Genomic DNA, 19,896 nt, shown 5'->3' with positions numbered 1-19,896 from the left:
CCAATTAATTGAGTGAAAAATTAAGGAACAGCGTTGAAACAGCTTCGCGCAATTCGCGGCATGAACGATCTGCTACCGGAACAGTCCCCGGTATGGCAGTACGTGGAAGCCACACTGAGTGAACTTACTAGTCGCTACGGCTACACCGAAATTCGCACTCCCTACCTGGAGTCGACCCAGTTGTTTTGCCGCGCGGTGGGCGAGGCTACCGATATTGTCGAGAAGGAAATGTACACCTTTGATGACAAGAGCGGTGACAGCGTTACCCTGCGCCCTGAGGGCACAGCGGGCACTGTGCGTGCGGCAATCCAGAGCAACCTGCTGAACCAGCCACAGCGCCTGTGGTATTTCGGCCCTATGTTCCGCTATGAGCGCCCACAGAAGGGGCGCCTGCGTCAGTTCCACCAGTTTGGTGTCGAGGTGTTTGGCATTCAAGGGCCGGATATCGATGCAGAAATCCTGATCATGACTGCGCGACTGTGGCGTCAGCTGGGTATTAGCGAACACGTGACTTTACAGCTCAATTCCCTGGGTAACGCCGAGAGCCGTGCTGCTTATCGGGATGCGCTGGTCACTTATTTAAGTGAGCGTCGTGACCAGCTGGATGAGGACAGCCAGCGCCGCCTGGAGCGCAATCCGCTGCGAATTCTCGACAGCAAAAATGCGCAAACCCAGGAACTGCTGGCGGATGCGCCCTGTCTACTGGACTTCCTTGATGAGGAATCCGCCGCCCACTTTAGTCAGTTAAAGGCACTTTTGGACGGGGCAGGCGTTAAGTATGAGATCAATCCCAAGTTGGTGCGCGGTCTCGACTACTACGGAAAAACTGTATTTGAGTGGGTGACCGACAGCCTCGGTGCCCAGGGCACTGTGTGTGCCGGTGGCCGCTATGACGGCCTGGTAGAACAGATGGGTGGCAAAGCCACTCCGGGAGTGGGTTTTGGCCTGGGTGTTGAGCGTCTTGTATTGATGCTGGAAACCCTAGAAGTGTTGCCTGAGTCCCTTTCGCAACAGGTAGATGCCTACCTGGTTGCCGTTGGTGATGTACAATCAGCTGCCATGACAGCCGCCGAGCAATTGCGCGACGAGCTGCCCTGGTTGCGACTGCAGTTGCACTGTGGTGGAGGAAGCTTTAAAAGCCAGATGAAGAAAGCTGATAAGAGCGGCGCCGATTATGCGCTGATTATCGGCGAAGATGAGGCTGCAAGTGGTCAGATAACTGTGAAGTACCTTCGCGCTGACCAACCGCAGCAAACGCTGGCACCGAAAGAGCTGGCAGCACTGCTGCAAGGCTGAAAGAAACACTGAGGGAGGCGGAGGCCCCCGCCGGGAAAGTTAGTAATCTATAGGAAAGGCAAATTACCCAATGGCTGAGCATCTTACCGAACAAGAACAAATAGAAACGCTGAAGCGCTGGTGGGCGGAAAATGGCAAGGGAATTGTGACTGGCGTCGTGCTGGCCCTGGCCGGTTACTTCGGTTATCAGTGGTGGCAGGGAGATCAGCGCACTAAGGCTGAAGCGGCCTCTGACCTGTACCAGACTTTCGTTGAAGCGGTCTCCGCCAACAACAATCAACCGGACAACAAGCAGCTTACCACTGCCAAGAATGTGGCCGAGCAGCTGAAAGATGATTTTGCCAAGCGTATCTACGCCAGCCAGGCTGCACTGCGTCTCGCGGCTATTTCAGCGGAGAGCAATGACCTGGAAGCTGCCGAGCAGCAGCTGCAGTGGGTACTCGACAACACCAGTGAAGCAAGCCTGGAGTTGCTCGCTAAACGCCGCCTGGCCGCTGTTTTGGCGGCCCGTGGTGAGTCCGATGAAGGCCTGAAATTGCTCGAGGGCACTATACCCCCGGCATTCGCGGCCCTTTATTCTGAGACTCGTGGTGATATCCTGAAGCAAAAGGGTGACATCGCCGGTGCGCGTGCCGCGTACGAGCAAGCACTGACAGAGCTTCTGCCAGAGCAAGCGGGCAACACCCAACTTCTGCGCCTGAAGGCTGAAAGCCTGGCGGTAACCGAGAGCAGTGACGCTCAGAACCAAACCGAGCCTGTATCTGAGGGAGACGAGTAATGGGATTTCTGAATCGCGCTGCGGGTCGCACTGCAGCGGTGGCGCTAGCGGTGGCCCTGGCTGCCTGTGCCTCTAATGACGAGAAGGAAGATGTCGACCCCGTCGAACTGGTGGATATTAACTCCACTGTTGCCCTGCAAGAGGTGTGGTCTGCCGATATTGGCGGTATTGACCAAAAGCGTTACGCGATGCTGCAGCCGAGCCTTATCGATGGTCGCCTGATAGCTGCCAGCAGCGATGGTGAAATCAGTGCTTTTGATCGCAGCTCCGGGCGCAAGCTCTGGGAGACAGATCTGGATGTAGATCTGAGCGGTGGTGTGGGCACTGGCCTGGGCATGGCGGTAGTCTCCGACTACCGCGGCCGCGCTGTGGCTCTGGATCTCGAAAACGGCGCTGAGCTATGGAATTACCAGGTCTCCGGCGAAGTAGTTGCCGCTCCAGCGATCGGTGCTGGCGTGGTTGTCCTGCAGACCGTAGATGGCAAGCTGGTTGGCCTCGACGCTACCAGCGGTGAAGAGTTGTGGAGCCACAATACCAATTTGCCAGTACTGACCCTGCGCGGTACTGCAGCACCTGTTATTAGCGGTGGTATGGTGATTGCCGGCCTGGATAACGGCAAACTGCTGGCCCTGGACGCCCGCGATGGCATTCAGCGCTGGGAACAGCGAGTCGCTATTCCCCAGGGCTCTGCGGAGCTGGAGCGGGTAGTTGATATCGACGGTGCTCCAGTAGTGCGCGGTGATTTGGTGTTTGCCGCCAGCTACCAGGGCCGTGTTGTCGCCCTGTCCAAAGATAATGGCCGCGGCCTCTGGGCTCGCGATGCCTCTACCCACCACGAAGTGGCAGTAGGTGGTGGCCATGTCTACCTCAGTGATGCCTCCGGTAGCGTCTATGCCTACAATGTGGGCAGCGGCCAGATCGAGTGGAGTAATAACGAACTATTGCGCCGCGAATTGAGCGGACCGGCTTTCTTCCAGGACGTGGTCGTTGTGGGAGATCTGGAAGGCTACCTGCATGTGCTGGACCCCAATTCCGGACAATTTATTGGCCGCGAGCAGGTGGACGGTGATGCGATTCGCATCCCCATTCTGGTTGATGGCGACCTGATATTTGTGCTGTCGGATGACGGCAAGTTATCAGCTCTGCGCCTCGCTGATACCTGATAATCGCAGCCAACTGACGAGAGGCGGACAGGCTGTCCGCCTTAGGGCTTAGAGCCCGCAAAAGGAGCCTGCTGCGCAGGCAAGTTGAAATCGCCCGCCTCGCGCGGGCTTTTGTATTTTTTTATACGGCTAAAACCAGAATTTGTATGCTGCCAGTAATTGCCCTGGTCGGGCGCCCCAATGTGGGCAAATCCACACTTTTTAACCGGTTGACCAAGTCTCGCGACGCTTTGGTGGCCAACTACGCCGGGCTTACCCGCGATCGCAAGTACGGTGAAGCGGAGATCGACGGGCGCAAGCTGTTACTGGTCGATACCGGTGGTATTTCCGGTGGCGAAGAAGGCATCGATGCGGCTATGGCCGAACAATCTATGCAGGCCATCGAAGAAGCAGACTTCGTACTCTTTTTGGTGGACAGCCGCGCCGGCCTGACCCCAGCCGACGAGATGATTGCCGAGCGCTTGCGCACCCGCTCCAAGCCCACTTTTCTGGTGGCCAACAAAGTTGATGGGGTAAACCCGGATATTGCCCTGGCACCTTTCTATGAGTTGGGTATTGGTGAGCTTTTCCCGACGACTGCTACCCACGGGCGCGGTGTTCGCTCCCTGATGCAGCGGGTCATCGAGGACCTGCCTGAGCAGGAAGTTGAAGAGGAAACCGAGGAAGCGACCGGAATCAAGATTGCCATTGTGGGCCGCCCCAATGTGGGTAAATCCACCCTGGTTAACCGCCTCTTGGGTGAGGACCGGGTTGTTGTCTACGATCAGCCCGGCACAACCCGCGATAGCGTCTATATCAATTATGAACGCGACGAAAAGCCTTACACCCTGATCGATACTGCGGGCATTCGCCGCCGGAAAAATATCAAGGAATCGGTGGAGAAGTTCTCTATCGTCAAAACCTTGCAGGCGGTGGAAGATGCCAACGTGGTGGTGCTGGTGATTGATGCCCGCGAAGGCCTGGTAGACCAGGATATGCACCTGATGGGCAGCGTAGTACAGGCGGGACGCGCGCTGGTAGTTGCCCTGAACAAGTGGGATGGGCTGGAAGCGGATCATCGCGACTATGTGAAAGCCGAGTTGGAGCGCCGCCTGCGCTTTGTGGACTTTGCTGATGTGCACTTTATTTCTGCACTGCATGGCACCGGTGTTGGGCATCTGTACAAGTCCATTGAGGGTGCTTACCAGAGCGCTACAGACAAACTATCCACTAATCACCTCACTCGTATTCTGGAGTGGGCGGTAAGTGAGCACCAACCACCTTTGGTGCACGGACATCGTATCAAATTGCGCTACGCTCACGCCGGTGGACAAAATCCGCCGGTTATTGTGATCCACGGTAACCAGACTGAGCAGGTACCGGCACATTATGTGCGCTACCTGGAGAAGACTTTCCGCAAGGCTCTGGATTTGCACGGTACTCCGGTAAAAATTGAGTTCCGCACCAGCGCTAACCCCTACGCGGACAAAAAGAACAAGCTGAGTGACCGCCAGAAGGCCAAGAAACGCCGCCTGATGAAGTTTGTTAAAAAGAAGAAAAAATAAGAGGCGGTAACTTAGGTTACCTGTAAGCCGGCAAGGGATACTGCCGGTTTGCGCACCACTCCAGCTTCTACAGCCTTAACCCACAGTGGAATGGCATTGTGGGATTTCTATCGTACCAGTGATCCCGTTTTTGACGGGGCCAGGGAAGAAACCACAAGGAGAATACGATGTTGAAGCTGAAGAATCCTGCATTGCTGCGCAACCAGTCCTATATCAATGGCCAGTGGATTGACGCTGATTCTGGCGATACCTTCGATGTGTTGGACCCGGCAACTGGCAAGGCGGTTGCCAGTATCGCCAACTTGGGGGCAGATGAGACTCGCCGTGCTATAGAAGCTGCTGGTAAAGCCTGGCCTGCCTGGCGCGATACTCCGGTAAAAGAAAGAGCGAAAATACTCAGGCGCTGGTATGAGCTGATAATTGCTAACGCCGATGATCTAGCCATTATTTTGACCGCAGAGCAAGGCAAGCCACTGACAGAGTCCCGTACCGAAATTGTATATGGTGCTAATTATGTCGAATGGTTTGCGGAAGAAGCCAAGCGCGTCTACGGGGATGTTATTAGCCCGCCTTCCAGTGATAAACGGCTCTTGGTTATCAAGCAGTCGATTGGTGTGACCTGTTCTGTAACGCCATGGAATTTCCCCAGCGCTATGATCGCACGCAAAATGGCTCCCGCTATTGCCGCAGGCTGTCCATTTATTGCCAAGCCCGCTTCCGAAACACCTCTATCCGCACTGGCACTCGCAGTTCTCGCTGAGGAAGCGGGGATCCCCCCAGGTGTTTTTAATATTGTCGCAGGGGATAAGGCACCGGAGATTGGCGCAGAAATGACGGCCAATCCCTTAGTGCGGAAATTTACTTTTACCGGTTCTACTGCTGTCGGAAAATTGCTGCAAGCCCAGTGTGCAGCAACCATGAAAAAAACCTCTATGGAATTGGGCGGTAATGCCCCACTTATTGTTTTTGATGATGCTGACATTGGCGAAGCTGTAAAGGGCGCAATTGTTTGTAAATATCGCAATGCCGGTCAAACCTGTGTATGCGCCAATCGCATTTTCGTGCAGGAAGGTGTTTACGATGAATTTGCACAGAAATTTTCCGCTGCGGTAAACCAGCTTTCCATGGGCAGTGGTTTTGATAGCGGTGTCGACATGGGCCCTATGATTACCATCAAAGCAGTGAAGAAAACGGAATCTCTGGTGGAAGATGCGCTGCAAAAAGGCGCGCAAACCCTAGTTGCTGGTGGTCCCAGTACTATGGGGGAATGCTTTTATTCTCCCGTAGTATTGGGTGGGGCCACCGATCAAATGCACTTGTTCAAAGAAGAGATCTTCGGTCCGGTAGCTCCGCTATATAAATTCTCCTCTGAAGAGGAAGTCATTAAAATGGCCAACGATACGGAATTTGGTCTGGCTTCTTATTTTTACTCCAGGGATATCGGTCGTATTTGGCGTGTTGCAGAGGGGCTTGAATACGGTATGGTCGGTATCAATGAGGGTATTATTTCCAACGAAATGGCACCCTTTGGCGGTGTAAAAGAATCCGGACAGGGACGCGAGGGCTCAAAGTACGGTATTGAGGATTACCTGGAAATAAAATATCTGTGTGTCGGCGGTATTGATAAGTAGTTTAGGAGCCTCGGAATAACTCTGTGATGTCTCTGGCTTACAGAGCGGCTCACAATCAAGGCGCGGCTTCGCAGGAATGTCTAGACCTTTCAAGAAGTCGCAACGCGGAGTGTGAATCGCTCTGCAAGCCCCGAAGGGCGGGCCTTCAAGACCCGCAGAGGTATTACGGAGTTATTCAGAGGCTTCCTTATAAAGTGTTTGGAATTTAAATGGTTGTAGAGCCTATTGCGCGGGTGCATTCCTGCTTTGGAGAAAAGTTTGGAGTGCCCCGCCAGCCACTATTGGCGGATGCCAGTCGCGCCAGTATTGCGTTGTTACCTCCCCTGGATACGCCAGATGCAGTTGCCGGTCTGGAGCAAAATAGCCATATCTGGGTAGTGTTCCAATTTCACCAAGCCGCTGGGCAGTGGTCAGCTAAAGTGCGCCCGCCTCGTTTGGGCGGCAATAAGAAACTGGGTGTACTAGCCACTCGCTCGCCTTTTCGTCCCAATAATATCGGGCTGTCAGTAGTTCGTCTTCTGGAGGTACGCACCTCTCCTAAAGTGGAGTTGATAGTTGCCGGGGCAGATTTGGTCGATGGTACGCCAGTATTGGATATTAAACCCTATGTTCCCTATGCGGATGCGTTAACGCATGCGCAAAGTGAATTTGCTGACGCAGCTCCAGTGCAAATTCCCGTTACTATCCCCGAGTCAGTTCTGAATAAAGCCAAAGCCTACCGCGATGACTGGGGTACAGATCTCCCCCGTTTAATTGAACAGGTGTTATCCCAGGATCCAAGACCGGCATACCAAAAGACCGATCCACAGCGCACTTATGGCATGCAATTGTGTGAATTCAATTTGCGTTGGCGTTATACCGATGCCGGAATAGAAGTGGTGGCACTAGAATAACCCTCGACCAGCTAGTTTCAGTATTCTGCAGTAAGTCAGGATGTGTCTCCTCCATAACTGTCTAGGGTTCGGAACGGATATGTCATTCATTTTCATGGGAAATACAATTCCCCAAGATACGGCATTCGCCTAAAAATAACGCCTAGCTATCTAAGGGCACAGCTATGCCAGTACGTGAAACCTTTAATTATCAAGGCTTAGATGCTATTCGCGTCGGCCGAGTCAATATGGGTGTTAATACAACCTTTGTTGTTTATCGCCTCAATGGAACCGTAATTGATACGGGTCCCAGCAATCAGTGGAAGTATGTCAAGCCGTTTATACAAAGCGCACCGCTAAAGCAGTTATTGCTGACTCATCACCATGAAGACCATAGTGGCAATGCCGGCGCTATCCAGAAACTTACCGGTGTGCAGGCGGTGGCCCCGGATCTGACTATTGGTATATTAAAAAAAGGCTTCCGAATTCCCCCGATGCAGAAGTTTTTCTGGGGAACTGCGGGAAAAGCGGAGGTAGCACCTCTCCCAGCGGAGGTCTACATTGGTGAAGAAGAAGTATTACCAGTATTTAGTCCCGGGCATGCAAAGGATATGACCTGCTATTTGTTACCTGAGCGTGGCTGGCTGTTTAGTGCTGATTTATTTATTGCCAACTACTTAAAGTTCCTGCGTATTGATGAAGATGTCCCTACATTAATGAAAAGTATAAAGGGAGTCCTGGATCATTCATTTGACGTTATCCTTTGCCCTCATAGAGGTGTGGTAGAGGATGGTTGGCAGCAGTTGAATAAAAAATATGAGTACCTGCTTAATCTATCTGGAGAGGCGCAGGAGTTGACGCAGCAGGGACTGCCCTTAGAAGAGACTACTTTGCGTTTATTAGGTAAAGAAGGATTGTTCAGCGCTTTGACTGGTTATAACTTCTGCAAGAAAAATTTGATTGCTTCATGCTTACAGGTTAACTTGGATGAGATGCCTAGACTCTAGGTTTTCATTACGTACTAGCCAGTAGCCAATTTCGATGCAAAGTTATTTGTTAAGATGATCGTTGCTTCTGGATTAAGAGTTGCAGAAGAAGGGTGTTTTGTGATCAGGGAATCGCTAAGGGTATTTATTTTTGGGTTGCTTGCCTGGCCATTACTAAGCAATATATTGAGTTTTTTAAAACCTTTCCTGATAGCACTAAATTATGATGAATCTTCTGAGGGGCTTGCACCTAGTTTGATAGATATTATCTATCCCTATTTTACATTGATATCTATTGCTTTTGCCTATGCCTTCTTTATATTGACTCGGATGATAACGGGGCGGCTAAAGCGTTGGTTGTGTGTTAGTCTGGTGGTAGCTTATCTAGGTGTATCAATTTATCCACTATTCCCTGAAGAATCTATTGTGTATTTAACTTTAAGTGGCACTCACTACTTGATTGAGTTAATTATGTTAATAATTGGTGCAACTATTATTTATAAAAATATATCAGAACCCTCTGTGGTAGCAGGTGAGAGTGTTGGTGCTATGAGGAAAGCTTGAAGAGAATCTATTTCTCTGCCTCAATAATAAATCGTTTGATTCTTACCCCAGCATCCTTTCTCATTTCCGGGTGGATTTTCTTATAGTATTTGTTCATTACCTGGTCGGCAAACTGCTCTCTTTCTGGGTGGCCTAGATGGCGGAACTGGGGAACCCATGATAGAAAGAAGGTAGTGAGCTTTTCCCAGGTTTGAAAGTTTTCCACATGGTAGATTTCATCGAATCGGGGTAAGTAGAAGCCAGCTTCTTCGGCATAGTTCCGCATTTCCTCTAGCGTATAGTGATTATAAGGATCGTGAAAACTTTCAAAATAGGGTTTCCATGTAGCTGTTTCTTGTTCCTCGTATACAGTCTCCCAGAAATTTTCATGATCAACCTGAAAACCACAAACTACTTTACCGTTAACTTTTAAATATTTATAAAAACTATTCCAGACTTGAGCTTGGTCCGCTACCCAGTGTAAACAACTAAAAGAAAAAATAATGTCGAATTTGCAGTCGAACTGGATTTCGTCTGCGCTCATTTGCTCGAAGGATAGGTTGGGTATATTGGCGTAATTTTTATTAGCATAACAAATCATATCCTCGGTTAGATCAATACCGATAATCCTGCCATTTGTCATACGCTCAGCTAAATAGCGGGTTACCTTGCCATCGCCACAACCCACATCAAGAATAGTGCCAGCTTGGCGATAATCGCAGCGATGTATGGCTTCCATAGCGTGGCGCCACTGCATGTCAGAGGCGTTTACGTACTCTAGAGCCTGCCACTTATCATGCCTGATAGGTTCATTCATTGGTGTGACGCCCTGAGTCTCATTGGGGATGGGTGAAACAGTTTAGCCCGGATACACTTATGATCTGTGTAGCAATCTCAGTCATCGATAAATATGGCACAAGAAACTGTGCAGTTCGTAAAACCGCCATTCTGACCACCTGTCGAACGAAAGGTAAAAGTCTGGGAACCTACTGTGAAACTCAAAGGATCTTGCCACTGCCAATCGGTTAAGTTCAGCCTGAACGCCGGGCAACCTTATCCCTTCAATCGCTGTTATTGCTCAATATGCAGAAAGACAGCTGGAGGAGGGGGCTTTGCCATTAACCTGGGGGCAGATTTCCAAACCCTGAAAGTGGAGGGCGAAGAATATTTAAGTATCTATCAGGCTGTAATTGGGATAACGGGTCAGGAAAATGGCGGGAAAAGTCCGGCACGGCGACATTTTTGTTCAAGATGTGGCAGTGCGTTATGGCTTTGGGACCCGCGTTGGCCAGAACTGGTACACCCCTTCGCTTCTGCGATTGACTCTGAGTTGCCGGTACCGCCGGTTCGTAGCCATATGATGCTGGATTCTGCTCCGGGTTGGGTGCAGCCAGATATACGGGAAGGGGACGAAATGTTTGGAAGCTACCCTGAAGAGTCCCTGGCTGAATGGCACCAGCGAAATGTTCCCGATTAGGGAGGGATAAAGAGAGGCGGGGCGAGCCTGAGGCCGCCCCGCTTCAGGTCTATAGCGGTGACCTAGTGTTTACTCTTCCGCGAGATAGAGCACCAGATTATCCAGGAAGTTGACCAGGTCTGCCTTTTCAGTGTCACTCAGCGCATTAAACTGTTCTTTACTGGATTCAGCTTCACCACCGTGATAGACAATCGCCTCGGTCATAGTGGTAGCGCGTCCATCGTGTAGATAAGGTGGTGTTGAGCCAACGCCCCAGAGGTTTTCGGTGAGGAATACAGAGGCTCCCACATTGCCCTCATCAATTTCCTCGGCCATGGCTGTGCCCATATCGTGACGCTTAAGGTCGCCATACAAGCGGACTATTGCTCCGCCATTTTCCGATTCCTCAAACTGTCCCAGCGTTTGTCCGGATGGAAGCTCCTGGGGGTTATCCATGATCTCTGTGAGCAAGTTAAATTGCAGGGATCTGCTAGGTAGGCCGGCTATATCGCCTGCGGGATAAGTCTCATCGCGGTAGTTGGCGTGCTGAGAGGGTTCATAGAAGACTGGTGATGCAACTTCCATCTCAGGGGAGTGGCAAGAGGCGCAGCCAATAGAGCTAAATAGCTCTTCGCCATTTTCGATACTGGCGATTTCTCCGTCGCTTAGTGGTAAGCCGTAAGTCTCCTGCTCTTCCTCGGTTAGGGAATCGATCACGCTGTTAAGCTCGATTTTTGTCACCGGGCGGGGCTGTGCTGCGTTGTAGATAGTTAACGCGGTAATGTCACCAACGCTGAGCTCGTTAGTGATCGAATCAAAGTCGCTGTCTGCATCACCGACCAGTTCAGTGGCCTGCATGCCCAGCTCCTGGTGTGCCGCGCCGCGAACGAATGCGCGTACAAATCCGGTTAAGCCTTTCCACTCAAAGGGTCTGACTACCAGGTCAGTGTCGAGGCCCTCAACATTATCGTAGTTGACCTCATCACAGGAGACGGAGATCTCACCAAAGCTAACGCCTTTTGCGGTTAGTGCGACAGTCGTATCTGTGCCGGATGAGCAGCTCTCACTGATAGCCTCATCCCGCAAAGTGTGCAGCTCGGTAGTCATTTCTTCCGCTACCAACTGTACAGCCCCCATACCGAACAGGTGGGGCGACTGGCGCTCGATAAAGCCTTTTTGCTTACGTTCAGGGTCCATACGAATCACATTATCGTTCACGCCACCACCGCCATCGGCTACCGGTACGTTGTGACAGCTGATGCAGGAATCACCGTTGGGGCCTGTCGCACGATGGGGCAGGACATTCGCCCATGCATTAGGTCCTTTCAGGTCGGGCCTTGGGAAGCTGGTAAATCTTTTGCCGTTGCCCACATTGACCCCGACCCCGTCGAGAGCGTTGTAATTCATCTCGAATAATTCATCGCCTTCCTCAAAAGCATGAACATAGGCTTCCAGGGTTTCCATGGATTCGAGATCAGATTGCTCCAAATGCCCACCCAGGTGAATTTCAATTGCTCCAGCATGCAATATCTGTACGGTATCGAAGACTTCACTGAAGTCGAAGGGAGTGGTTCTTTGCTGTCTTTGGTTTTTTCTTGCGTGCTTGGGAACTCGGTTTTTATCGTGCTTGGAACCAAAGTCGGCAAGCGCTGGAGTGGCATTAAATGTTAAAGCCGATATTGCCATAGTGACAGGCAATAGGTGTTTTTTAAGTATCATCAGCTATATCTCCGGGTACTGATATTGAGCGGACGTAAGGTGAGTTCTTCTACGAAAATGCACTCGATGCGGAGACACTCGACCACTTTTCTTTTAAGCACGATTCCCCAAAAAACTGATTATCAGTTGTGCTACAAGGAAAAATTGATAGAGATTTTGGTAATAACATTTTTATCTCGCAAAGTGCATCCAGTAAAGGTTTAACAGCATCCTTGCAAGCTTCTTATAGGTAGAACTGTGCCTGTTCTGCCACTTATGGCAGGCGTCAAGACCACGGGAGATACAGTATTGCGATAGCAGATTTTAAAGCTCAGATTAACTGGCCTAAAGATCTAAAATGCGATCCCGATTGTGTCGATTTTGCCCATAACCTACCGCGCTAGTACGCGGCTATGTTTTTGTTTTTCGGCTTTTTTAGTTGCCGTTTGTGATAAATAAGTTCCTTTGAAAGGGTAGGTATTTGCATATTTGCCTTTCGGTGACAGGCTTTCCTGCTTCACGGAAAGTCCCTATTCCTGGTGGTTGTGACATTAGATTTAGGAAAAAGTGCTGGTTATTAACGTTACTGAAGGCAATGGATATTTTGAAAAACTTATAATTATTTTCGATTAAGAGTGAATTCCCCAATTGTGGATTCGTATTGTCTTCAGGTGACACATGGTTTGTAGGCTAATAACTCATCTGTTTGTGGAATTTAATTTCACCTTTGTTGATAGGGTTTATGGAAACGCTTCTTATCTTCGGTGAGTGGCCAGTTCGCTATACCAGATCAAAATTCAGCATGTACTTGTGAGCGTAGACACAGAGATGAAGGGTATTTGATCGCTGTCTTACTTACAGAAAGGTGCTTTGGGGGGGGCGACTAATTTGAACCGTATGATTGTCAAAAAAGTTTAGCTTGATTGAAAACATTATTGGCGTATTTTCCTTTCTAATAGAGGGATAGAGTGATCGGTCTAAAACAATAGTGTTTCCGTTCGAGTGCTCAATGTATTTAGGCTTAAAGTAAAATTGGCGCACTATTCATTTGAATGGCGCGATAAAGATCTTTGTCGCCATATATTTCAATATAGAAACAATGAGATAGTTCTATTATTGCGCCTGTAGGCGAGGAAGCCCCCAACTTACTATCAACTACAAAGCTGCTGAGAGATATTTTAAACGAGTGGTTCATTTTTTCTCATTGTGGCGTACAAGGAACATGGATAGTGATATGGATTGTCACGACAATGTCACAAAAAATCGAATAAATTTGTCTGTATGGCCTCGTTTCACGGCAGTTGGTACTTTTGAATGAGGTAGGTTAATTCGAAGCTGATAAAAATATTAGTGTATTCGAATTGTATAAATTCCTAAGAGTTTTTAGGGGGTAGGGTGAGGAAAATATTGATTTTGGGAGGTGATGGATTTTGTGGTTGGCCTACATCTCTCCACCTTTCAGAGGCGGGTTATGAAGTTATTATTGTTGATAACTTATCACGGCGAAAAATTGATATTGAGCTTGAAGTTGATTCATTGACACCAATCAGGCACCTGTCCGAGCGGCTTCGTGTATGGCGTGAAGTTTCCGGTATGTCCATCAGGCATGTTTATATTAACCTCGGACAGGATTTTGATCGATTGCTCACTCTCTTAAAAGAGGAAAAACCAGACGCGATTGTACATTTTGCTGAACAGCGTGCCGCACCCTATTCGATGAAATCTGTCCGGCATAGACGTTATACACTTGATAATAACTTGAATGCTACCAATGATGTCATAGCGGCTATAGTGGAAAGCGGATTGGATATACATTTGATTCACTTGGGTACTATGGGTGTCTACGGGTATGGAACAGCTGGTCTCACTATTCCCGAAGGATATTTAAAAATCCAGGTAGAGACTGAAGGGTATTTGAGTGAACAGGAGATTCTTTACCCTAGTAATCCAGGTTCTATCTATCATATGACAAAGGCACAGGATCAATTGTTATTTGCCTTCTATAACAAGAACGATCAGGTACGTGTCACTGATTTACACCAAGGGATCGTTTGGGGTACCCAGACCCGACAAACACAGAGGGATGAATCTCTGATTAATCGATTTGATTATGATGGTGATTATGGAACAGTCCTCAATCGATTCCTGATGCAAGCGGCGATTAATTACCCACTTACCGTTCATGGCACTGGTGGCCAGAAGCGGGCATTTATTCATATTCAGGATACCTGTCAATGTATTCAGTTAGCTATTGAAAATCCTCCAGAGATAGGCGATAGAGTCAAAATTCTGAATCAAATGACAGAGACGCATCGTATCAGTGATCTAGCAAATATAATCTCCAGCAAGACAGGGGTAGGAATCACCTACTTGGACAACCCCAGAAAAGAATCAGCAGAAAATGATTTGTTGGTAAATAATGATCAGCTTATCGAGATGGGGCTCAAGCCTATAACCCTGAATGATAATCTTCTCACTGAAGTTGAGGGTATTGCCAAAAAATATTCACATCGATGTGACCAAACTAAAATCCCTTGTGTGTCGAAGTGGTGATTTTTTTATACTTCAATGGTCCTGGTTTTATATGAAATCAAGGCTGCCTGTGGAAGGTGAGGTTTAATGTCTATAGCTGAAGAGTGCAAAATATGAAGATTTTGATTGCTACGGATACTTATCCGGAGCAACTAAATGGTGTTTCCAGAGTACTGGAAAAAACTGAGAAAGAACTCATAGCAAGGGGACACCAAGTAAAAATTGTTTCTGCTAATGATTTTACTAATTTCCCCTGGCCGGGCTATAAAGAGGTGAAAATTGCAGTATTTCCCGGTGGGAAAGCTGCCCGAATTATTGAGGATTTTTCACCGGACGCTATTCACATCATGAGTGAAGGTCCAGTGGGGTGGGCTGTTCGTGGCTACTGCAAACGGAATAATTTGCGTTTTACGACATCTTGGCTATCCCGTCTCTCTGAATATGTATCGATTCGCTATAAAGTTCCACTGAAGTGGTTACACGGTCTCCTGCGTCGCTTTCATAATTCCGCAGCACAAACAATGGTGACTACAGATGGTATGGCAGCGGAAGCTCGAGCCTTGGGGATTGCCCGTGTCACCCGCTGGCGTAGAGGCGTAGAGTTAGAAAAATTCCATCCGGTTGAGACAAAACTTTTTGAGGGCCTAACTCGACCTATCATGCTCAATGTAGGGCGTGTTGCAGTGGAAAAATCACTGGATAAGTTTTTATCGCTTGAGCTACCGGGAACAAAAGTTATCGTAGGGGATGGTCCTCAGCTCAATGAATTAAAGAGGAAGTTTCCACAGGCGGTATATCTGGGAATTAAAGAGGGTAAGGACTTAACTGAATGTTACAGCGCTGCGGATGTTTTTGTATTTCCTTCGGTAACTGATACTTTTGGTCTGGTTAATCTTGAGTCTTTAGCCTGTGGTTTGCCCGTTGCCGCCTACCCTGTGACAGGTCCGAAAGATATCATTGGTGATGCCCCCGTTGGAGCGTTGGATAGCAATCTGCAAGTGGCCATAGAAAAGGCACTATTATTGGACCGATCGGACTGTGTTACTCATGCCAGGACCTATTCCTGGGATGTGGCCACTGAGGATTTTATTTCAAGCCTGGTTCCGGTAAGTGCAGTAGAGGCTTTGCCTGTTGATGGCTAGATAAAAGCGTTGCTCGTAAAGTTCGCAAGGCTTACTTACGAGCTGACTTGAGCAACTCAATCCAGCAGTACTTGTTAACAAAGGCATAGTGTCCCAGCTGGTGCCAGCTTTGAGTTGAGCTATTTGGCATTATACTTGAGAGGTATTCTGGCATTTTAATATCAATTATATCGTCGGCATCACCATAAAATATTTTGGTGGAAGTAGTGATTTCACGAGGATCAAACCCCCAATCCCAAAGCGCCATTATCATTTCAAAAAAACCCTCCCCATGCTGCGTTGCTCCAGCAGAGAATGATTCTTCAAACATTTTCTTAAGTGCCGGGTCTCGAATAAACAGTGCGGCATCAGAGGCGTCTTTCTTTGCAAAGAGCTGAATATAATCTTGTATATTGCTATTGGCTTGGTATGCACTTAATCGGCACAGACAACGAGTAAGAAATTGCCAACGATGGATCTTTGCGATAAGTCTGATATCCGGGTTTTTTAGCAGGTCAGTCATTCCTGGGTAGTCCAGTGGCGCAACAGGGGCTGCAAGGGCAATTTTAGAGACTCTGTGGGGAAGTTTGTTAGCGATAGAAAGTGCATGAGGGGCACCACCTGAATGGCCGACTACCGAAAATGTCTCGATATTTAGACGATTAACCAGTTCTTCAATATCCGCCCCCCAATCAACCATTCGCCGGCCTCTATGGGGAGATGATCCCCCCACACCAGGTTGATCCACAGAGATGATTCTTACGCCAAGAGATGCGGTAAGGTCCTTATCAGGATTGCGAATTAGTCGCGAATCTGAGAAACCATGATTGAAAAGCACAGGCCAGCCATTTGGATCACCATAGTCATCATAAGTAAGGATACGGCCGTCACTTATCTGCAAGGCAGGCATTCTGGGCGCTTCTTTAGGTTAGGTATGATCGGAGTATAGTGAGACTTTGTTTTGTGATGGGTGAGGCCAATGTTGTAACTTGTATCTGACCCAAAGGGGGAGTACCAGTTGATTAGGCGAGAAGGAGAATCACATTGAAAATAAAGACCACGCTGATCAACATCTGCTGTTTAACGTTACTGTTGGTTGTGGGTCTCCCTGTAGCACAGGAGACGGCATCTGGTGATCACGTCAAGTTGCGTTGGCTGGCACCTGATACATTTCGCCAAGGAATGAGAGAGACGGTTGGATTCTACTTTGAGGTAGATCCTGGATGGCATGTGTATTGGCGTAATGCTGGAGATTCAGGGGCGGCTCCACGGTTTGATATGGAGGCTCAGGGCGCTTCATTGGGGCCGATCGAATGGCCATTCCCAACGCGCCTGCGGGTAGAGCATCTTACTAACCTGGGGTACTCCGGGAATGTTGCCTACCTGTTCCAGCTCCTCCCAGATAAGGGCACGCAAGAGGTGACCCTGCATGCGGACCTGGAGTGGTTGGTTTGTAAAGTGGATTGCATACCGGGCTTTGCCACTATGAGCCTTGTACGGCCAGTTGCAGAGCAGGCGGCTTGGCCAGCTACAGATCTGGCGTTAAGGAATTACTTTGCCAACAGGCTTCCAGGGGGACAAAGTGAGAGCCCGTGGCAACCAGTATCCATTTCAGCGCGAGGTAGTGAGCATATTACTTTGCAGCTCAGTGGGAATCGTAGCGATGAAATACCTAGTATTTTCCCCGTAAATGGTGACTTGTACTCTGCGTCTGAGCCAGAAGTTCAGCGCGAAGATGAAACTCTCCTCTACAAGTTCAAGCGTCTGCCAGGTTCTGAGGTTAGTGAAAGCAGCGATTTTGTGATTACAGACTCGAGCCGGGCCTGGAAAGTCTCTGCCCCCCTCTTATCCCAAGAGGGAATTGAGACGAGCGCGACCTCTATATGGCTTTTACTTCTGTCAGCATTTATTGCCGGTATCCTATTGAATCTGATGCCCTGTGTTTTCCCCGTACTGTCCATAAAGCTATTTGGACTGATTAACGGTGGTAATCGTCCAGCCGAACGTTTGCGTGAATCTTTCCTATATAGCGCCGGCATTATGGTGACTTTTCTTGCTCTGGGGCTTGCTTTATTGACGCTACGCTGGGGAGGGTTGGCCGTTGGCTGGGGTTTTCAACTTCAGTCACCGGTTGTGGTAATTGGTTTAATTATGCTCTTCTGGCTGATGGCCCTATCCTTTAGCGGCTTTTTTGAGTTTGGGCACCGATTAATGGGGCTTGCTAGCTCCAATAGCCGTGGCTCCTTTACCACTGGTGTTTTAGCTGTCTTTGTTGCCGCCCCCTGTACCGGTCCTTTTATGGGAGCAGCTCTGGGAGCAGCGGTGGTGATTCCTCCACTTCAGGCTCTACTCATCTTCTTATGCCTCGCTTTAGGGCTCGCTGCGCCATTTATTTTGATGTGTGCAAGTCCTGTAATACTGAGGCATCTGCCAGCTCCAGGTCCATGGATGGAGAAGTTGCGTCAGTTTCTTGCATTTCCGCTTTACGCAACGGTGATATGGCTACTATGGATTTTAGGGCGTCTAGCTGGGGACTCTGGTTGGTTGGCCGGTTTAAGCCTGTTGCTCGTTGTTACTCTTGCAATCTGGCTAGTAAAAAATTTTTCCAAAAAGGGGGGAGCAGTGGGTCTGATTTGTGTCGCTGCTATTTTGCTAATATCTCTACCGGCAATCCGTATGGAGGGTGGTGAGCAACCTGCAGAAATGGCGTATGACTGGCATCGTTATGACAAGGCACTTTTGACGGAAGCCTTGGATAATGGGCGCCCTGTATTTATCGACTATACCGCAGCCTGGTGTATTACCTGCCAGGTAAATAAAAAGCTGGTGCTTGATACCCCAAGTGTACAAGCATTATTTAAAAAGAATAACGTGCTTCTAATTCGGGCCGACTGGACGCGTTATAACCCTGAAATTACCCAAGCTTTGCAGGATTTAGGGAGGAACTCTGTACCTGTATATGCATGGTATCCTGCAGGAGAGAAAAAACCAGAGTTACTTCCACCACTGCTGCAAGAGTCTTTAATTGCAGCACTGTTTAGTAAGCACTTAACTGTTAATAGTGAGGATGGTTAATTATGAAATTATTTTTCAACGTGAATAATTCGATACTTAGAGGAGTTTTGCTTTTATTCCTGATGTTGCCGAGTGTTGTGTTGGCAGCAGCCGTTCCTGGACAAAAAGCGCCAGAATTTTCAGTAGTGGATGCTGCTGGAAGAACTCACAATCTCTCCGATTACACAGGCCAATGGTTGGTTATTGAATGGTTTAATAAAGATTGCCCCTATGTCAGGAAACACTATGGCAGTGGTAATATGCAGTCCCTTCAAAAAAGGTATACAGCACAGAAAGTAAATTGGCTCACGGTTATTTCTTCCGCTAAAGGAAAGCAGGGCTATTTGGAGCCAGAGCAGGCTATGGCAGTTGCACAGAGTCATAACCTCGGCGCAAGCGTACCCTTTTTGCTGGATACCTCTGGAGTTATGGGGCGTGCTTATGGAGCTAAAACTACTCCGCATATGTTTATCATTAATCCTCAGGGGGAAGTCGTATATGCTGGAGCCATTGATGATAATGACTCAGCCAATCCTGCGGTTATAGGCAGTTCACACAATTATGTTTCTGCTGCACTGGATGCTTCACTGAAGGGACTGGCTGTGCCCAAGTCTTCGTCGCGGGCTTATGGGTGTAGTGTGAAGTACTAAAGGAGTTTATTTGGGGTGGAAAAAGCTCGTTATAGCTTCCTGGTTCAGGCGTTGATATTTATCACCTTGGCGGTACTAATGGTTACTGCCGTGGGTTATTTCCACCAAAGAGATATCCCTGAGAACCAGGCCCCTCAGTTAGAGGGGCAATCGCTGCAGGGAAATCTTATTGACCTAAAGCAAATGTACCCCAAAGGGCCAGTATTAATTTACTTTTGGGCAACCTGGTGCCCCTATTGCCGGATAGTTTCCCCCGCTGTGACTGACCTGTCTCGGGATTACCAGGTTGTTGGTGTTGCGATGCAGTCTGGAACAGAAGAGGTGGTTACCGAATACATGCGGAATCACGAACTTGCTTTTCCTTCTCTAAATGATCCACATGGCGTTTTAAGCGCCCAATGGGGCGTGAAAGTGACGCCAACCTTGCTGATTGTCGATACTGACGGGCGTGTTGCCTGGGTCACCACTGGCGCCACATCCAAGTTGGGTCTGCAGCTGCGCTTAAAGATGACAAAGTAGTCTGTCACTATTAAGGTCACTGCGTCGTATTTAAGCTTATATCAAACTCTCTT

At 48.8% G+C, this 19,896-nt stretch carries 17 protein-coding genes; 14 read left to right on the top strand and 3 right to left on the bottom strand.

Going from position 1 to position 19,896, the window contains the following annotated elements:
* Positions 1 to 33: 33 nt before the first annotated feature.
* The 8 genes from hisS (at position 34) to ACYX4J_RS17075 (ending at position 8,834) form a co-directional block, all read left to right on the top strand.
* Positions 34 to 1,296, top strand: a complete 1,263-nt coding sequence (gene hisS, locus ACYX4J_RS17110) for a histidine--tRNA ligase (protein WP_282934069.1) — start codon at positions 34 to 36, stop codon at positions 1,294 to 1,296.
* A 70-nt stretch (positions 1,297 to 1,366) separates the two neighbouring features.
* Positions 1,367 to 2,074: a YfgM family protein gene (locus tag ACYX4J_RS17105; protein ID WP_444895038.1), complete on the top strand. Its 708-nt coding sequence runs from the start codon at positions 1,367 to 1,369 to the stop codon at positions 2,072 to 2,074.
* The gene (gene bamB / locus ACYX4J_RS17100; protein WP_444906245.1) at positions 2,074 to 3,237 is read left to right on the top strand and encodes an outer membrane protein assembly factor BamB; all 1,164 of its coding nucleotides are present in this window, start codon (positions 2,074 to 2,076) and stop codon (positions 3,235 to 3,237) included. Before ACYX4J_RS17105 ends, bamB begins: the two co-directional genes overlap by 1 nt.
* A 146-nt stretch (positions 3,238 to 3,383) precedes the next feature.
* Positions 3,384 to 4,781, top strand: a complete 1,398-nt coding sequence (gene der, locus ACYX4J_RS17095) for a ribosome biogenesis GTPase Der (RefSeq protein ID WP_476177147.1) — start codon at positions 3,384 to 3,386, stop codon at positions 4,779 to 4,781.
* A 167-nt stretch (positions 4,782 to 4,948) separates the two neighbouring features.
* On the top strand, positions 4,949 to 6,412 hold the full coding sequence (locus ACYX4J_RS17090; protein ID WP_476177146.1) for an NAD-dependent succinate-semialdehyde dehydrogenase: 1,464 nt from the start codon (positions 4,949 to 4,951) through the stop codon (positions 6,410 to 6,412).
* Positions 6,413 to 6,621: 209 nt separating this feature from the next.
* Positions 6,622 to 7,305 (top strand): tRNA (N6-threonylcarbamoyladenosine(37)-N6)-methyltransferase TrmO, encoded by a 684-nt coding sequence (gene tsaA, locus ACYX4J_RS17085; protein ID WP_413664568.1) that lies wholly within the window; start codon positions 6,622 to 6,624, stop codon positions 7,303 to 7,305.
* A gap of 164 nt (positions 7,306 to 7,469) precedes the next feature.
* The gene (locus ACYX4J_RS17080; RefSeq protein ID WP_444906243.1) at positions 7,470 to 8,291 is read left to right on the top strand and encodes an MBL fold metallo-hydrolase; all 822 of its coding nucleotides are present in this window, start codon (positions 7,470 to 7,472) and stop codon (positions 8,289 to 8,291) included.
* A gap of 54 nt (positions 8,292 to 8,345) precedes the next feature.
* On the top strand, positions 8,346 to 8,834 hold the full coding sequence (locus tag ACYX4J_RS17075) for a hypothetical protein (protein ID WP_444906242.1): 489 nt from the start codon (positions 8,346 to 8,348) through the stop codon (positions 8,832 to 8,834).
* 7 nt (positions 8,835 to 8,841) lie between these two features.
* On the opposite strand, the gene ACYX4J_RS17070 is transcribed toward ACYX4J_RS17075, so the two are convergent.
* The gene (locus ACYX4J_RS17070; protein ID WP_444906241.1) at positions 8,842 to 9,630 is read right to left on the bottom strand and encodes a class I SAM-dependent methyltransferase; all 789 of its coding nucleotides are present in this window, start codon (positions 9,628 to 9,630) and stop codon (positions 8,842 to 8,844) included.
* Positions 9,631 to 9,804: 174 nt separating this feature from the next.
* Here ACYX4J_RS17070 and ACYX4J_RS17065 point away from each other — a divergent pair, with 174 nt between their 5' ends.
* Positions 9,805 to 10,290, top strand: coding sequence for a GFA family protein (locus tag ACYX4J_RS17065; RefSeq protein WP_444906240.1), 486 nt, complete (start codon positions 9,805 to 9,807; stop codon positions 10,288 to 10,290).
* A 69-nt stretch (positions 10,291 to 10,359) separates the two neighbouring features.
* On the opposite strand, the gene ACYX4J_RS17060 is transcribed toward ACYX4J_RS17065, so the two are convergent.
* The gene (locus ACYX4J_RS17060) at positions 10,360 to 11,988 is read right to left on the bottom strand and encodes a di-heme oxidoredictase family protein (protein WP_444906239.1); all 1,629 of its coding nucleotides are present in this window, start codon (positions 11,986 to 11,988) and stop codon (positions 10,360 to 10,362) included.
* Positions 11,989 to 13,362: 1,374 nt separating this feature from the next.
* On the opposite strand from ACYX4J_RS17060, the gene ACYX4J_RS17055 reads away from it, so the two are divergent.
* Together ACYX4J_RS17055 and ACYX4J_RS17050 are read left to right on the top strand one after the other, a co-directional pair.
* Positions 13,363 to 14,520, top strand: coding sequence for an NAD-dependent epimerase/dehydratase family protein (locus ACYX4J_RS17055; RefSeq protein ID WP_476177145.1), 1,158 nt, complete (start codon positions 13,363 to 13,365; stop codon positions 14,518 to 14,520).
* A 92-nt stretch (positions 14,521 to 14,612) separates the two neighbouring features.
* Positions 14,613 to 15,641 carry a glycosyltransferase family 4 protein gene (locus ACYX4J_RS17050; protein ID WP_444906236.1) on the top strand — a complete coding sequence of 343 codons (1,029 nt, stop codon included), beginning with the start codon at positions 14,613 to 14,615 and terminating at the stop codon, positions 15,639 to 15,641.
* A gap of 31 nt (positions 15,642 to 15,672) precedes the next feature.
* Here the strand turns inward: ACYX4J_RS17050 and ACYX4J_RS17045 are convergent, their stop codons facing one another.
* Positions 15,673 to 16,530, bottom strand: a complete 858-nt coding sequence (locus ACYX4J_RS17045; RefSeq protein WP_444906235.1) for an alpha/beta hydrolase — start codon at positions 16,528 to 16,530, stop codon at positions 15,673 to 15,675.
* Between the two features lie 134 nt (positions 16,531 to 16,664).
* On the opposite strand from ACYX4J_RS17045, the gene ACYX4J_RS17040 reads away from it, so the two are divergent.
* Genes ACYX4J_RS17040 through ACYX4J_RS17030 form a run of 3 tightly spaced genes read left to right on the top strand, consistent with a single transcriptional unit; the run spans position 16,665 to position 19,843 of the window.
* Positions 16,665 to 18,695, top strand: a complete 2,031-nt coding sequence (locus tag ACYX4J_RS17040) for a protein-disulfide reductase DsbD family protein (RefSeq protein ID WP_476177144.1) — start codon at positions 16,665 to 16,667, stop codon at positions 18,693 to 18,695.
* Positions 18,696 to 18,697: 2 nt separating this feature from the next.
* Entirely contained in the window at positions 18,698 to 19,324 is a 627-nt protein-coding gene (locus ACYX4J_RS17035) for a thioredoxin family protein (protein WP_444906233.1), read from the top strand.
* 15 nt (positions 19,325 to 19,339) lie between these two features.
* Positions 19,340 to 19,843, top strand: coding sequence for a protein disulfide oxidoreductase (locus ACYX4J_RS17030; protein WP_444906232.1), 504 nt, complete (start codon positions 19,340 to 19,342; stop codon positions 19,841 to 19,843).
* Positions 19,844 to 19,896 lie beyond the last annotated feature (53 nt).

The organism is Microbulbifer sp. ABM4_008 (assembly GCF_056311705.1).
Note: the sequence above shows the minus strand (reverse complement) of the source record. Positions and strands in the feature narration are given on the sequence as shown.